Annotated in this window: 14 protein-coding genes; 3 read left to right on the top strand and 11 right to left on the bottom strand. The window is 63.8% G+C overall.

The annotated features are described in order from the left end of the window. Both EXZ48_RS18040 and istA read right to left on the bottom strand, forming a co-directional pair. Positions 1-509: ATP-binding protein (locus EXZ48_RS18040; protein ID WP_130517437.1), on the bottom strand; the 509-nt coding region annotated here is incomplete at its 3' end. Next, positions 506-2002, bottom strand: coding sequence for an IS21 family transposase (gene istA / locus EXZ48_RS18045; protein ID WP_130517439.1), 1497 nt, complete (start codon positions 2000-2002; stop codon positions 506-508). The genes EXZ48_RS18040 and istA, both read right to left, overlap by 4 nt. Positions 2003-2107: 105 nt before the next feature. On the opposite strand from istA, the gene EXZ48_RS18050 reads away from it, so the two are divergent. Beyond that, positions 2108-2629, top strand: coding sequence for a hypothetical protein (locus tag EXZ48_RS18050; protein WP_130517441.1), 522 nt, complete (start codon positions 2108-2110; stop codon positions 2627-2629). Between the two features lie 11 nt (positions 2630-2640). After that, positions 2641-3651 (top strand): hypothetical protein, encoded by a 1011-nt coding sequence (locus tag EXZ48_RS18055; RefSeq protein WP_130517443.1) that lies wholly within the window; start codon positions 2641-2643, stop codon positions 3649-3651. A gap of 80 nt (positions 3652-3731) precedes the next feature. On the opposite strand, the gene EXZ48_RS18060 is transcribed toward EXZ48_RS18055, so the two are convergent. The 9 genes from EXZ48_RS18060 to EXZ48_RS18100 form a co-directional block, all read right to left on the bottom strand. Beyond that, positions 3732-6239: a heavy metal translocating P-type ATPase gene (locus EXZ48_RS18060; RefSeq protein ID WP_130517445.1), complete on the bottom strand. Its 2508-nt coding sequence runs from the start codon at positions 6237-6239 to the stop codon at positions 3732-3734. Positions 6240-6382: 143 nt separating this feature from the next. Beyond that, positions 6383-6727, bottom strand: coding sequence for a RidA family protein (locus tag EXZ48_RS18065; protein WP_023511828.1), 345 nt, complete (start codon positions 6725-6727; stop codon positions 6383-6385). A 19-nt stretch (positions 6728-6746) separates the two neighbouring features. Then, the gene (locus EXZ48_RS18070; RefSeq protein WP_130517447.1) at positions 6747-8213 is read right to left on the bottom strand and encodes an NAD(P)/FAD-dependent oxidoreductase; all 1467 of its coding nucleotides are present in this window, start codon (positions 8211-8213) and stop codon (positions 6747-6749) included. Then, a complete protein-coding gene (locus EXZ48_RS18075; protein WP_130517449.1) occupies positions 8210-8512 on the bottom strand; it encodes a (2Fe-2S)-binding protein in 303 nt (100 codons plus the stop codon). Before EXZ48_RS18075 ends, EXZ48_RS18070 begins: the two co-directional genes overlap by 4 nt. Beyond that, positions 8496-9617 (bottom strand): FAD-binding oxidoreductase, encoded by a 1122-nt coding sequence (locus tag EXZ48_RS18080; protein ID WP_130517451.1) that lies wholly within the window; start codon positions 9615-9617, stop codon positions 8496-8498. The genes EXZ48_RS18075 and EXZ48_RS18080 overlap by 17 nt, the downstream gene beginning before the upstream one ends. A 155-nt stretch (positions 9618-9772) precedes the next feature. Further along, on the bottom strand, positions 9773-10597 hold the full coding sequence (locus tag EXZ48_RS18085) for a lysine/arginine/ornithine ABC transporter substrate-binding protein (protein ID WP_130517453.1): 825 nt from the start codon (positions 10595-10597) through the stop codon (positions 9773-9775). 27 nt (positions 10598-10624) lie between these two features. Further along, positions 10625-11407: an ABC transporter ATP-binding protein gene (locus EXZ48_RS18090; RefSeq protein WP_130517455.1), complete on the bottom strand. Its 783-nt coding sequence runs from the start codon at positions 11405-11407 to the stop codon at positions 10625-10627. Further along, positions 11404-12123, bottom strand: a complete 720-nt coding sequence (locus EXZ48_RS18095; RefSeq protein ID WP_130517457.1) for an ABC transporter permease — start codon at positions 12121-12123, stop codon at positions 11404-11406. Before EXZ48_RS18095 ends, EXZ48_RS18090 begins: the two co-directional genes overlap by 4 nt. Next, positions 12120-12815 (bottom strand): ABC transporter permease, encoded by a 696-nt coding sequence (locus EXZ48_RS18100; protein WP_130517646.1) that lies wholly within the window; start codon positions 12813-12815, stop codon positions 12120-12122. The genes EXZ48_RS18095 and EXZ48_RS18100 overlap by 4 nt, the downstream gene beginning before the upstream one ends. Before the next feature lie 153 nt (positions 12816-12968). On the opposite strand from EXZ48_RS18100, the gene EXZ48_RS18105 reads away from it, so the two are divergent. Then, entirely contained in the window at positions 12969-13874 is a 906-nt protein-coding gene (locus EXZ48_RS18105) for a LysR substrate-binding domain-containing protein (RefSeq protein ID WP_130517459.1), read from the top strand. Positions 13875-13932: the final 58 nt, after the last annotated feature.

Raw genomic sequence — 13932 nt, forward strand, 5'->3', positions numbered from 1 at the left:
ATGATGAGCAGCTTGTAGGCTGCCATCTGCTTCTGGAACCGAAGCAGACGCCGCTCATCACGCGCCTCCATCATCTCACTGACCAGGGCGGCGGCCGTCGTGAAGCCGACGGACAAGCCTTTCTGGCATGCGGCCAGGCCGAGGCCGAGAGCCACATGCGTCTTACCCGTGCCGCTGGGGCCCAGGGCGATGACGTTCTCGCGGCGCTCGATCCATTCGCATCGGGCCAGTTCCAGCACCTGCATCTTGTTCAGCTTAGGTATGGCGGTAAAGTCGAAGCTATCCAAGCTTTTGACGACCGGGAATTTGGCCGCCTTGATCCGGCGTTCGACCTTGCGGCGATCGCGTTCGATCATCTCCCGCTCGGCAAGCCGGAAGAGATATCCGACATGATCGACACCTTCAGTGGCACATAGCCGGGCCAGCTTCTGGTACTCCCGCTGGAAGGTCGGCAGCTTCAGGGTCTTGAGATAATGGGCGAGCAGGATCTCTGGTGCTTCGGTGCTCATGCCGCTTCTCCCGCATCAGACGACAGGAGGCGCATATACGCTTTTACCGAGGTCTTCTCGACCGTCGCCCTTGGCAGGTAGGGATAGATCGCCAGGTCCAATCGCGGCGGCCGGCGCTCGACCCGGCACAGGATCAGATGCTTGACCGCATCGAAGCCGATCGCACCGAGCTGTATCGCCTGCTTCACCGCTGCATGTAGATCGGGAAGGTCGAAGTTTTCCAGGAGACGGAGAACCTGCACATATTCCCGCCGCCCATGCTTGGCCATGCGGCCTTCCATCAGCCGGCGCAGCGTCGCGAACTCCTCCGGCAGGTCCCAGCCCTGGAGTGGCGCTGCCTGATCCAGCGCATTGATCTTCTGCTCGATCAGCGGCAGGTAATGGATGGGATCGAAGACGACGTCTTCGCGTTCCCAGCATCGCGGATGACGCGCGATAATCTCGCCGCGGCAGCCGATTACCACCTCATTGACATAGCCCCGAACCCAGACGTCCTGATGGCCGTAGGCGACCGGCACGGAATAGTCGTTCGTCTTGTAGCGCACCAGCGACTGGGCAGTCACAACAGCGCTGGCCTGATCGCAGGCATCAAACGACGACGCCGGCAAGGGACGCATGGCCGCAAGATCGCGCTGCAGCCGTTCTCCGATCGTCTCGCTCTCGCCCCGCAGCTTGTCGCGCTGGCGTTTGCGGCACTGCTCTTCCAGAAAAGCGTTGAACGCATCCCATGTCGGGAACTGTGGGATCGGTACCATGAAGTTGCGACGGGCATAGCCCACGAGACCCTCGACATTCCCCTTGTCGTTGCCTTTCCCCGGACGACCGTAGCGATCCCGGATCAGATAGTGGGACAGAAAGCCGCTGAACAGCGCTGCCCGCTTGCGTGTGCCGTTCGGCAGGATCTTCGCCACAAGGCAGCGGTCGTTGTCATAGACGATCGACCGCGGTACGGCCCCGAAGAACGCGAACGCATGGATGTGGCCATCGACCCAGGCTTCGGCCACCGCCGCCGGATAGGCCCGCACATAGCACCCGTCGCTATGCGGCAGATCGAGCACAAAGAAGCGCGCCTTCTGCTCCACGCCGCCAATCACGACCGTCGCCTCACCGAAGTCCGCCTGCGCATGGCCGGGCGGATGCGACAGCGGCACGAACACCTCCTGGCGGCGCTGATCACGCTCGCGCATATAATCCTTGATGATCGTGTAGCCGCCGGTGAACCCGCATTCGTCGCGCAGGCGGTCGAACACCCGCTTGGCCGTATGGCGCTGCTTGCGCGGCACCTTCAGGTCTTCATCGAGCCAATGGTCGATCGTCGAAACGAATGCATCCAGCTTCGGACGCCGGATCGGTGATCGCCGCTGATAGCCGGGCGGCGTCGAATAGGCCACCATCTTGGCCACGCTGTCGCGCGATATGTTGAAATGCTTAGCTGCCTGGCGCTTCGTCATTCCTTCTGAAACAGCCAGCCGAACCCTCAGATAAAGTTCCACGGTGTAGATCCCCTGTCCCCCCTGCACTCGTTGCAGAAAGGAAATAGGTGGCCGGATTTTACTCCGCCCGCAGCAGCATTATGCCGCCGCTACCGTGGCCGACTTTTGCACCGCCGCTCTCAGGCAGCAGCCGACTACGATCGTCTGACCTCGGCCGCTCCGGCCTCGTTGACCGTTCACCAGGGCAAGGATCTCTGGCTGACAGCAGAGCAGGGACGAACCACGGTGACGAGCGTCGACGGCGTGCCCCTCGACGCTCGGGCCTATTCTCCGTTCGACGTCCTGAGCCTGCGGGCCGCTACGAACGCCGGTTCGATCCGTTTCGACTTCGCCTACGGCCAGTCGGCCAGCCGCCGTCGCGGAGAGAGTTACTCGACCGAAATCATCATCGACATTGCCGGGCGCGCCAAGGACGGCACGGAAACATCCTCGCACATCGAGATCGTGCATCCACGCGGCCAGGCACCGCTGACCGCGCTGGGTGTCGTTCTGGGCCTCGAGGCCTTGCTCGGCCTGCGCGCGAATGCACCGGCTGCGGGGCTGTACCTGCCGGAACTGCTGATCGATCCGAGCTACTTCGTCGGTGAAATGATGGCAATCGGCGCCCGCTTCGACGTGGCCCGCTAAGGAGGATCGACATGACCGATACAATCAATTCCTCCGTCCTGATCCTCGGCGCGACGGGAAGCCTCGGCTCCCGCACCACCAGGATGCTGCGCAAGCTCCATCCGGATCTATCCATCACGATTGGCGCTCGCGACATGGAAAAGGCGGCAGCGCTCGCTTCCGAGGTCGGGAACGCCACGATCGCCAGACTGGACATCACCGCATCCGATCTCGGTCTTGATCCCAGCGCCCGCTACAGCATCGTCGTGACAGCGCTGAGGGACCACTCGCTCAACACATTGCGCTACGCTCAGGCCCGAGGCATTCCCTATATCGCCCTTTCGGACGGCGTGTTCGAGCTCGGCTCGATCGTCGCCCACCACGCCCACCATCCGCAGGCCTCCCCCATCCTCCTGCTCGGACACAGCAACGGCGGCTCTCCAACCCTGGCGGCGCTGCATTTCGCTCGTGATTTCGAAACCGTCGAGGCCGTGGAAATCGCGATCCTCTTCGACCCCGGCGATCCCTTCGGTGCGGTATCGGGCAAGGATCTGGAGCGGATCGAGAAGATCGGTCCGCTGCCGCTGGTCAAGGAAGACGGGCAGTGGCAATGGGCGCGTGCACCGCTGTCCGGGCGGTTCATCACAAGCGTCGATGGTTCTCCGCACGCTGCGCAGGCCGCGGGCCTGCAGGATGTTCTCAGCCTTGGCACTGCGACGCGCGCAGCCCGTGTCCGGATCGACCTTGCGATGGGACTGGTCGCGTCGAGCAAGGAGGGCCGCGGACCGTCCAACGAGGTGATCATCGAGATTACGGGCACGCAGAAGAACGGCACATCCGGCCGCTTCCGCTATGAACTGATCGATCCCGAAGGCTACGCGGCCATGAGTGCACGCGGCGCGGCCGTCGCAATCGAAACCCTGCTTGGTCTTGCAGGCCGGGATCGCCCTGAAAAGGGCCTGTTCCTGCCCGAGACGCTCGTGGATCCGGCTCATCTCGTCAAGCGTCTGGAAGGCTACGGCGTCACAGTCCGCGCCGCATGAACCATGGATCGGTCGCGGCATGCTTGTGTGCCGCGGCCCTCCTCCCCGCTCTGTCGTCCGGCACGGGGAAAAGCCATGGTTCACAGCTTGATCGCCCGCAGCCGCAGCGCGTTGCCGATGACCGATACCGAGGACAGGCTCATCGCAGCGGCTGCGAGCATCGGCGAGAGAAGTGTGCCCAGCACGGGGTAGAGGACGCCAGCGGCAACAGGAACGCCCAGCACATTGTAGACGAAGGCGAAGAACAGGTTTTCCTTGATGTTGCGAATGGTACCCTGGGCGAGCTTGCGGGCGCGCACGATCCCGCCAAGGTCCCCTTTGACCAGCGTGATGCCGGCGCTTTCCATGGCAACATCGGCGCCGGTGCCCATGGCGATACCGACATCGGCCGCGGCAAGGGCCGGCGCATCGTTGACACCGTCGCCGGCCATGGCGACACCCTGCCCCTTGGCGCAAAGCTCGTCGACCAGCGCCTTCTTGCTTTCGGGGAGCATGTCGGCCCGGACCTCATCGATGCCAAGCTTTTGAGCAACGGCCCTGGCGGTGCGGACATTGTCGCCCGTGGCCATGATGATGCGCAGGCCAAGGGCGTGCAGCTCGCGGATGGCGGCGGCAGCCGAGGCCTTGATGGGGTCGGCAACGGCGACCAGACCAGCCGGCCGGCCATCGAGAGCAACGAACATCGCTGTCTTTCCCTCCTCACGCAACGCATCGGCACGGGCAGTAAGATCGCCGAAATCGATGCCGAGGTCGGCCATGAGGGCCGCGTTGCCGAGCGCAACCCTGCGGTCGCTGACGGCACCTGTAACACCCTTGCCGGTAATCGATTGGAAATGATGGACGCCAGGGGCTGGAACGCCGCGCGCTGCCGCGCCCTCGACAATGGCCTCGGCCAGCGGGTGCTCGGAGCCTTTTTCAAGCCCGGCGGCGAGCGACAGCAGGTCGGCTTCCTCGACGCCTACAGCCGTGATCACGTCGGTGAGCGTCGGCCGCCCTTCCGTCAGCGTACCGGTCTTGTCGACGATGAGCGTATCGACGCGGGCGAAGCGCTCCAGCGCCTCGGCGTCCTTGATGAGCACCCCAGCCTGGGCACCGCGCCCGGTGGCGGTCATCACCGACATGGGTGTGGCGAGGCCGAGGGCGCAGGGGCAGGCGATAATGAGCACAGAGACCGCCGAGACGATGGCGAACACCATGCTCGGCTCGGGTCCGACAAGCGCCCAGACGATGAAGGCAGCGACGGCGATGAGCACCACGGCCGGGACGAAATAGAAAGAGACCCGGTCAGCCAGCCCCTGGATGGGCGCACGGCTGCGCTGGGCCTTTGCGACCATGTCGACGATCTGCGACAGAACGGTCTCGCTGCCGACGCGCTCCGCGCGCATGACAAGCGATCCGTTCTTGTTGAGTGTGCCGCCCGTGAGCCTGTCACCCTCGGTCTTCTCGACAGGAACGGGCTCGCCGGTGATCATCGATTCATCGACGGAGGAACGTCCCTCCAGCACCAGACCGTCAACCGGAATGCTGTCGCCCGGACGGATGCGCAGGCGGTCGCCACCGACAACGGCATCAAGTGGCACTTCGCTTTCGGAACCGTCATCGGCAATGCGACGGGCAGTCTTTGGCGCAAGGTCGAGCAGCGCGCGGATCGCCGAGCCGGTGCGCTCGCGTGCCCGAAGTTCGAGCACCTGGCCGAGGAAGACCAGAGCGACGATGACGCTGGCCGCCTCGAAATAGACCGGTACCGAACCGCCATGGCCGCGGAACTGGTGGGGGAACAGGTCGGGAAAGAGGGTTGCGACCACAGAATAGAGATAGGCCGCGCCGACGCCCAGCGCGATCAGCGTCCACATATTGGGGCTGCGGTTGCGGAACGAATCCAGCCCCCTGTGGAAGAACGGCAATGCCGCCCACAGTACGACCGGTGTCGCCAGGGCAAGCTCAAGCCAGGCGGCCAGCGGCTCGCCGATCCAGTCGCGAACCGGCAGGCCGACCATCGGCCCCATGGCGATAACAAGAAGCGGGATGGAGAGGATTGCACTGACGCGAAAGCGGCGGGTGAAGTCGATCAGCTCGGGATTAGGACCGTCATCGGCGCCCGGCATAACCGGTTCGAGTGCCATGCCGCAGATCGGGCAGGAACCAGGCGTGTCCCTGACGATCTCGGGATGCATCGGGCAGGTATATTGCGTGCCCTTTGGCATGGCCTGCGCCGCGGGCGTACCGGACAGATATCGTGCCGGCTCGGCAGTGAACTTGCCCTCACAGGCTGGCGAACAGAAGTAATAGCCACGCCCCTCATGTTTGAGGAAATGTCGGGCCGTGTCGCGGGCGACGTCCATGCCGCAAACGGGATCCTTGGCACTGACATAGATGTCGGGCGCCGCCTTGAACTTGTCGCGGCAGGCGCTGCTGCAGAAATGATAGCGGTGGCCGGCATGGTCGAGCATCGGCTTGCCCGCAGCGGGATCGACGATCATGCCGCAGACCGGGTCGCGCAGAGCCGTCCCGCTGTCCGCATGCGCCTCGGCTGCCGGCACGAGCGGTGTGTGGCGCTCGTGATCGTGGTGGATATGATCGTTGCTCATGTCGCAGGCTCCGCACTTCACGTCACCCGATTCTAAAGGTTCCCGCAAGGGGAAGGTCAACACCCCGGTCCCGCAGAGCGCATCGATGAAACCGTCTGACAGCGCTGGCAGACGGTTTCATCTGGACTGAGAGGTCTGTATTTCTACTTATACGCAGAAACCACGATTTCGATCATCGTATCGCCGCCAAGGTCAGCGACACCGACCGTTGCGCGGGTCGGCAAGGTTTCCGGCGACAGCCATTCCTTCCAGACTGCATCCATTTCCGGCTTCTTGCCGAGATCGGTGACGAAGATGCTGGCTGAGAGCAGCCTTGTCTTGTCGGTACCCGCCTCGGCCAGGTAGCGGTCCAGCTTCGCGAGGATCTCACGGGTCTGGCCGGCCATATCAAGGCTCTCGTCGTCGCAGGTCGTGCCGCCGACGTGGACGATACCGTTGTGCTCGACTACTCTGTGCATGATCGGCGTTCGCAGAAATCGTTGGACCATTTTCGATACCTTTCGTGGTTCAGTGTCCGGAATGACCACCCGTCACGGCGTAAACCGCTTCGGATGTATGGGGGAGTGCGGCGATCTCGCAGAGCGGCACGGGCTTGACCGGCGGGCGAAGGCGATAGGTGCCGACATCGGCAGGGGGGCGCTGCTGTGCATCGGCGAGCAGCTCCGTGACGGTCGCAGCACACATGCGGCCCTGACACGGCCCCATGCCACAGCGCAGCATCGTCTTCAGCTGGTTCGGCCCTGCGACGCCGCGCGCAGCGGCCTCTCTGACGGCCCCGACGGAAACCTCTTCACATCGGCAGGCGACGATGTCGTCGGCTTGCGGCGCCCGAAATGCCAGGGCCGGTTGATAGGCAAGGTCGATAAAGTCCCGTCCGCGCAGCGCCTTTTTTCGCGACCGAACAATGTGGCGCAACGCCTCGGACGATTGCCTGCCCAGAATCTCCTGTGCTGCTGCGATCCCAGCGATCCGGCCGTCAAGCGCCGCAACGACGGCGCCTCCGATGCCGCTGCCGTCGCCCGCGATGAAAATCGCAGATTTACTGCTGCGCCCTTCCTCGTCCACGACCGGCGCAAAACACATCTGCCGATCCTTCCAGACCAGCGCACAGCCCGCGGCATTCGCCAGATTGGTATGGGGAATGACGCCCTGATGGAGAAAAATGCTCCCTGCCCGCAGCGACACCGTCTTGCCGCCGGTCACGAAGGTCACGCCGTCTGCCCGGTCGGTACCGTTGATTTCCAGCGCCGTCACGGCACGGAACACCTGGAGCGCCCGTCTTACCCGAAGCATCAGACCAAGGCCCTTCCACGCATAGGGGGATGCAAAAAAGGAGAGAACATGCGGGGCGGCGCGAAGCCAGTTGCGGCGCGGCGTGGTTTCGAGGATCGCATCGATTGCGCCGCCGGCCGCAAGCACCTGGTCCGCATAGAGATAAAGCAGCGGGCCGCTGCCGGCGAGAACGACCGGCCCTTGCGGCAGAAGAGCGGAGGCTTTGAGGGCGATCTGCGCGGCGCCGACGGACATGACGCCCGGCAATGTCCAGCCCCGGACCGGCATAGGCCGTTCCGTTGCGCCCGTTGCAAGGATCACACGCCTTGCGAAAACGATCCGGCTGCGGCCGGCCACGGAAACCCGCAGCTCGGCCATCGCTTCACCACCCTCTTCCTGTTGCTCCAGGCTCCAGACCATGGCGGAAGGCACATAGGTGGCTGTCGCCGTGGAAAAGGCCTCCCAAAGGGCGGCCCCGTGCGCATAATCAATTCCGAGATACGGGCGCTTGGTACGCGTGTTTCTTTCGATGGCGCGATAGATCTGCCCACCCGCCTCGGCATTCTCGTCGAACACCACAACCGCAAGGCCCAGCCTTGCGCATTCGCTCGCCGCCGCCATACCAGCGGGGCCGGCGCCGACGATCGCGATGTCGTAGCGGACGGCAAGGGCGTCGGCATTGCGGAGTGTCGTCAGCGTCATCGATCGCTTCCTTCTGTCGTCCGCGCACCGCGTTGCAAGGCAACCGTCATTCCATCACGGACGGGAACCATGCAGGCTTGGCGGTTCTGCACGCCATCGATCGTCACCAGGCATTCGAAGCAGACGCCCATCAGGCAATAGGGCGCACGCGGCTGGTCGTTGACCACGCTACGCCGCAGCGTGGTCATGCCTGCGCCAAGAAGCGCGGCCGCGACGCTTGCCGTGGCATCGACCTCGATTTTGCTGCCATCGATGACGATGGTCACGTGGTCCTTCGGGGGTTCAATGCGCCGGAACATGAAACCTCCCGCCGGGAAAGAGGCCATCGGCCAGCACGGGGTTTCGGGAAGCGATCGCATCGGCGATAAGATGGGCGTGGTTCGGGGCCAGCGTCACGCCGGAATGGCACATGACCAGACAGGCCCCAGGATGGGTGGGCGAGCACTCGTAGATCGGCAATCCGTCAGGCGTCTTCACCCGGAAGCCGGACCAACTGCGCAGAACATTCACCGCCGCCAGCTGCGGAAAGGTGCGGATCGCCCTGTCGGCAAGCACGCTGCTGATATCCTGGTCGGTGGCGATCGAGCGGGTGTCGGCCTCCTGGCTGTCGCCGATCATCACCCCACCCTCATCGGCCTGTCGCAGGGTGGTTGACGTATAAGGAAAGAAGGGTGCGCATTTCTCGGTCACCAGGATCTGCCCCTTGCTCTGGAGGGTTGGGGCCGAAAGCCCTACCATCGGCGCAAGCCGCGTGTTGCCGTTTCCGGCCGCGAGCACAACCCGGCCGGCACGGACCTCGCCCCAGGTTCCCTTGAGGAGGAACCCGCCTGCATCAGGAGCGATCTCGGTCACATCGCAGTGCGCTCGGTAACCTGCGCCGAGATTGAGCATGCCGACATGCAGCGCTTGCAGGAGGCGAAGGGAGTTCACATCCCCGTCGAGCGGCGAGTAGATGGCACCGATGACATCCCTGCCGATCGCAGGCAGCATGCGCGCGGTCTCGACATGGTCGAGCACGGCGTGGTCGGGTGCATCCGTGCCTAGCGCTTCGGCCACGCAACGGACCTCCTCCGTCCACGTCGCCATCTCGCTTTCGGTAAGCGCGAAAGTGAAGCCGCCCCTTTGCCGAAGGCTGACATCGATCCCTGACGTCTCCATCAGATCGGCCGAGAACGCCGACCATCGGCGGGCGGCCGCAATCGTCCAGCGAGCATAGTGCGGAGCGCCCACACCCTTGCCCTGAACCCAGACCAGCGCGAAATTCGCTCGTGACGCACGGTGCGACAGATCCTCTCCGTCGAGAACAAGCGGCGCCAGCCCTCTGCGCGCCAGCCCCCATGCGATGGCCGCGCCGACAAGACCGCCTCCGACGACGACGATTTCCTGATCCGGTAAGGTCCGCATACCCGCAGTCTGTGCTGTTGAAAGGGAAAGGAGAGCGCCCGCCCGCAAGGCGGGATGGGCGCCAGAACATTTTCGCTCTTTTTCGATTTGCGAAAATGCGCCTGTTTTTTCACAGCAAAACCGCTTCGCGCTTTTGCTGGAATTGCGCTGCGACGTCAGTCCTGCGGGCTGACGTCGAGCTTGAACCACTTTTCGGACAGGGTCTTGATCGTACCGTCTGCGCGGGCGGCCATGATCGCAGCGTCGAAATCCGCCTTCAGCGCAGTATCTTCCTTGCGCAGGCCAATCCCGATCATGCCGAAGACCTTGCCGGAGAGCAGCGGGCCGGCGAGCTTCGTGCCTGCCATGTCTTCCTTCTCCATCGCCGCAGCGAGCACCGTCGCATTGGCGACCACGGCATCGAGGCGGCTGCTGACGAGGTCGAAATTGTGCTCTTCCGTCGTCTTGTATTCCCGGACATCGGCGCCCTTGAAGTATTGTTCCATGAAGGAGGAGGCGGTCGTCGAGCCTTGCACGCCGACCGTCTTGCCCTCGATCAGCTTGGCGATCTCCTCGAGAACGGGCTTGGCGGCGTCCGAATCCACCGAAAGCGGCTTGCCGGCCATCGGCAGGTTGGCGAGATCACTGTCACCGAGCACGGCGAAGGAGTTGATCGCTGCCGCATAGGGGGTCGAAAACGCAATAACCTCCTCGCGCTTCGGCGTGACGCTCATGCCGGCCATGATCGCATCGTACTTGCCGGCGGTCAGCGAAGGGATGATCCCGTCCCAGTTCTGGGCGACGATCTCGCATTCACGGTTCATCCGCTTGCACAGGTCATTGGCCAGGTCGATCTCGAAACCTTCCAGCGTGCCGTTCGGGCCGGAGAAGTTCCAGGGCGCGTAGGCCCCCTCGGTCGCAATGCGGATCTTGTCCGCCGCATGGACGGGCTGCAGCGACACGGCGAAGGCCACCGCCGAGAGAAGAAGGGTCAGTTTCATGGGTTCACCTCTTGTTGTTCTCCGGTCTCAATGGGCGTGCGTCGAAATGAACTGCCGGAAACGTTCACTCCGAGGATGGGTGAAGACGTCCGCAGGCGTGCCGTCCTCCTCGATGTAACCCTTGTGAAGAAAGACGACCCGGCTGGAGACGTCGCGGGCAAAGCCCATCTCATGGGTGACGACGAGCATCGTGCGGCCCTCTGCGGCCAGGTCCCGCATGACCTTGAGGACCTCTGCGACCAATTCGGGATCGAGCGCGGAGGTCGGCTCGTCGAACAGCATGATTTTCGGGTGCATCGCGAGTGCCCGGCCGATGGCCGCCCGCTGCTGCTGGCCACCGGAAAGATGGGCCGGATAGGCATGGCGCTTGTCCGCGATGCCGACGCGCTCCAGAAGCGCCTCTGCCTCGGCGATGCATGCCTTGCGATCTCGCCCCTGGACGTGGACGGGAGCTTCGATCAGGTTTTCAAGGATTGTCAGGTGGGACCAGAGATTGAAGGACTGGAACACCATCGTCGCCTGGGAGCGGAGCCTTTGAAGCTGGCGCCGGTCGACTACGCGTGCCGACTGGTTGGGGCGCTGATCCAGTCTGTAGGCCTCGCCAAAGATCGAGACCGTGCCGGCATTCGGCACTTCCAGCATGTTGACGCAGCGCAGCAGCGTCGATTTTCCGGAACCGGACGCACCGAGGATGGAAACGACCTCCCCGGGCTGCGCCGTGAGGGAAATGTCATGCAGGACCTTGAGCGGGCCGTAGCACTTCTCCAGGCGTGCGATTTCCACGGCCGGGATGCGGGTCTGATCTGTCATGCCTGTTCTCCGGTCGCGACGACAAAGGGACGCTGGTCACGGGAAAGCCGGTGCTCGACAAACCGGAGCAACCGCGTGATGGAAAAGTTCAGAAGAAGGTAGATCGCGCCGGCGCAGACGAAGATCTCGACCGGCCGGTAGCTGGCCGAGATCAGCTTGGCGGCGATGCCGGTGACTTCCATCATCGTGATGGTCGAGGCGAGCGCCGTCGACTTCACGACGAGGATCAGTTCGTTCGAATAGGCTGGCAGCATCAGGCGAAGAGCCTGCGGCGCGATGATCCGGCGCAAAAGCGTGAGCCGGCCCATGCCATAGGCCTTCGCGGCCTCGATCTGCCCGAGCGGCACGGCGATGACGCCCCCGCGAATGATCTCGGCGCTATAGGCGGCCGTATTCAGACAGAGTGCCAGCGCGGCACACCAGTAGGGTTCGCGCAGGAACGGCCAGGCGAAACTCTTGCGCAGCTCCGGAAATTGGCTGAGCCCGTAATAGATGATGTAGAGCTGTACGAGGAGTGGCGTGCCGCGGAAGACGAAGATGTAGCCCCGCGCGAGACCATCGAGCACCCGGTTGCCGGAGAGGCGGAAGCCCGCCAGAAGCATGGCAAGAAGCGCGCCCGAGGCGACCGAGAGCGCGGTCAGTTGCAGCGTGAGCGGAATGCCGTGGCACAGGGCAAGGAAACTCTCGACGAGGAAGGGAATATCAAAGAGGTTCATGATGCCCTCCGGATGCCGCGCATCGCACGGGCTTCGGCGCGCCGGAAGACAGCACCGGAAACAAGGCTGATCAGCAGGTAGAGCACGCCGGCCGTCAGGAAGAAGGTGAACGGCTTGCGGGTCGAGCCGGCGCCGATCTGCGCCTGACGCATGAGCTCGACCAGACCGACGACGGAAATAAGGGCCGATTCCTTCAAAACCAGCTGCCAGACATTGCCAAGTCCGGGGATCGCAAACCGAGCTGCCTGCGGCAGGATGATGCGCTGGAAGCGGAGGAATGCACCCATCCCATAGGCCTTGGCCGCCTCGATCTCGCCGCGCGACAGCGCGAGCACCGCACCGCGAAAGACTTCCGCCTGATAGGCGCCGGACACGACGCCGATCGCCACGGCCCCCGTCAGGAACACCGGCGCGCTTACGAAGCCTTCCGCACCGAACAGGTGGCCAAGCTGCGTTATGACGGCGCTGCCGCCGAAATAGAACAGGTAGATGACGAGAAGATCGGGCACGCCGCGCAGCACGGTCGTATACCCGTCGGCAAGATAACTTAGCGAGGAAACCGGCGAGAGCGACGCGGCCGCCGAGAGCATGCCGAAAAGCGCTCCCAGCCCAAAACCGCAAAGGGCCACGGCAAGCGTGATAGCGGTGGCGCGAAGCATATCGAAGCCCCAGCCACCATCGGCAAATCCCATCAAATCGAAGTAAGCGCCCACGCGTCCACCTGGTCCGTTCCCTTGCGCCGATAGCGTGTCGGCGCGTTATGGGCTTGACTTTGGCAGGTGACGCTCCATACCGTCAAATTCGAAATTACGGGTAGAGAATAACCAAATATTATGGAGAAGCTCATGAATCTGCGGCAGGTCGAGGCGTTTCGCCTGGTCATGCTCACCGGCAAAATGACCGCGGCGGCGGAGCTCATGGCGATTACCCAGCCCGCGGTGAGCCGGCTGATCCGCGACTTCGAGCTCGACCTGAAGCTGCGGCTGTTCGAGCGGCGCGGCAACCAACTCGTCCCGACGCCCGAGGCCACCACGCTTCTGAGGGAGGTGGAGCGTGCCTATGTCGGGCTCAACCGCATCAAGGCCTTCGCCGAGGAGATCGGCCGCCAGAATGCCGGCATGCTGCGCATCGCCGTGATGCCCGCGCTCGCCAATGGCATCATGCCGCGCTACCTCGCACGCTTCCTGCGCGAGCGCCCGAACATCCATGTCTCCCTGAGCGGCATCCCCTCGACCATGGTCATCGAAGCCGTCGCTTCCGGCCAGGCCGATATCGGCTTCGCCGACGGCCCGCTCGACCGCCCCGGTTTCCTGACGGAATCCCGCCCCGTCGCGGCCGTGGTCGCCATGCCGCAGGGCCACAGACTGACCGCCCGATCCCGGATCGGGCCGGCAGACCTCGAAGGCGAGCACATGATCACGCTGGAACCGGGGACGTTGTTTGCCATGCGCGTGGAGGTCGCGCTGGCGGGCATTCCGAGGGCTTCAACGATCGAGACACGCCTCTCCCACACCGCGCTGACGCTGGTGTCGGAAGGCGTCGGCATCACCATCATCGACCCCTCCTCCGCCACGGACTATCGAGGCAGAGGCGTCGTGGTTCGCCCCTTCACCGACTTCATCGATGCCGGCTTCCTGGCGATTCGCCGCAGCGACGCAACAGACAACCAGCTTGCGGAGCGCTTTATCGCAGGGTTCTGGGAATACCACGGAGCCCTGCTCGAGCAACTGAACGTCGAACCGGGGAGATAGCCTGAGAGGTCTGGGTGTCGGGGCCTTGAGCAGCTTGGCGGGAAAACCCTGCCGGATC

Origin of the sequence: Shinella sp. JR1-6 (genome assembly GCF_004284735.1) — a bacterium.
In the GTDB taxonomy this organism is placed as follows: domain Bacteria; phylum Pseudomonadota; class Alphaproteobacteria; order Rhizobiales; family Rhizobiaceae; genus Shinella.

Excerpts from the sequence above, each read along its gene's own strand:
- EXZ48_RS18055 (WP_130517443.1), top strand. The coding sequence starts at position 2,641 with ATGACCGATACAATCAATTCCTCCGTCCTGATCCTCGGCGCGACGGGA.
- EXZ48_RS18060 (WP_130517445.1), bottom strand. The coding sequence starts at position 6,239 with ATGAGCAACGATCATATCCACCACGATCACGAGCGCCACACACCGCTC.
- EXZ48_RS18065 (WP_023511828.1), bottom strand. The coding sequence starts at position 6,727 with ATGGTCCAACGATTTCTGCGAACGCCGATCATGCACAGAGTAGTCGAG.
- EXZ48_RS18070 (WP_130517447.1), bottom strand. The coding sequence starts at position 8,213 with ATGACGCTGACGACACTCCGCAATGCCGACGCCCTTGCCGTCCGCTAC.
- EXZ48_RS18075 (WP_130517449.1), bottom strand. The coding sequence starts at position 8,512 with ATGTTCCGGCGCATTGAACCCCCGAAGGACCACGTGACCATCGTCATC.
- EXZ48_RS18080 (WP_130517451.1), bottom strand. The coding sequence starts at position 9,617 with ATGCGGACCTTACCGGATCAGGAAATCGTCGTCGTCGGAGGCGGTCTT.
- EXZ48_RS18085 (WP_130517453.1), bottom strand. The coding sequence starts at position 10,597 with ATGAAACTGACCCTTCTTCTCTCGGCGGTGGCCTTCGCCGTGTCGCTG.
- EXZ48_RS18090 (WP_130517455.1), bottom strand. The coding sequence starts at position 11,407 with ATGACAGATCAGACCCGCATCCCGGCCGTGGAAATCGCACGCCTGGAG.
- EXZ48_RS18095 (WP_130517457.1), bottom strand. The coding sequence starts at position 12,123 with ATGAACCTCTTTGATATTCCCTTCCTCGTCGAGAGTTTCCTTGCCCTG.
- EXZ48_RS18100 (WP_130517646.1), bottom strand. The coding sequence starts at position 12,815 with ATGGGATTTGCCGATGGTGGCTGGGGCTTCGATATGCTTCGCGCCACC.
- EXZ48_RS18105 (WP_130517459.1), top strand. The coding sequence starts at position 12,969 with ATGAATCTGCGGCAGGTCGAGGCGTTTCGCCTGGTCATGCTCACCGGC.